This window comes from Bradyrhizobium sp. MI1.3 (assembly GCF_055811695.1).
Genome location: NZ_JBVVPQ010000270.1, coordinates 1 through 422, shown reverse-complemented (window position 1 = coordinate 422; position 422 = coordinate 1). Strand labels below are relative to the sequence as shown.

At 68.2% G+C, this 422-nt stretch carries 1 protein-coding gene; it reads right to left on the bottom strand.

The genetic code is table 11. The annotated features are described in order from the left end of the window. The coding region (locus tag AC0L3A_RS40985) for an IS66 family transposase (protein WP_473256614.1) at window positions 1-410 on the bottom strand (410 nt) is incomplete at its 3' end. Window positions 411-422 lie beyond the last annotated feature (12 nt).

The following is a 422-nucleotide window of genomic DNA, read 5'->3' as shown; positions in this document are numbered from 1 at the left end:
ACCCGGAACTGGGCCGGGACGATATCCAGTCGTTCGCTCACATCCTCGCCGATCCGGTGCAGCGCCTGCTGACAGCAAGGGCAGGCGTGATCGTCGAGGTCGATCAGCATCTCGACCCGCGGCAGATGCGCCGGCAGCGCTCCTCTGTTCCTGCGGCGCCGTGCGGCACGGCTCGATCGCTCGGCAGCATTGGCTGCATCGGTTGCGGCATCACTGCTCGCCTCGACCTGCTCGACCTCCTCCAGGCCGAGCAGCAACTGGTCCTCCGGCAGCGTCTCGGCCCGGCGGCCGAAGCGATGACGCTGCTCCTTGATGATCTGCTCGAGCCGCGCGGCGCGCGCCCGTTCGGCCAGCAGCATCGCCTTGAGCGTGCCGGGATCGTCCGGAAGCGTGTCGGCCGTCGTCGCCATGATGCGATTACA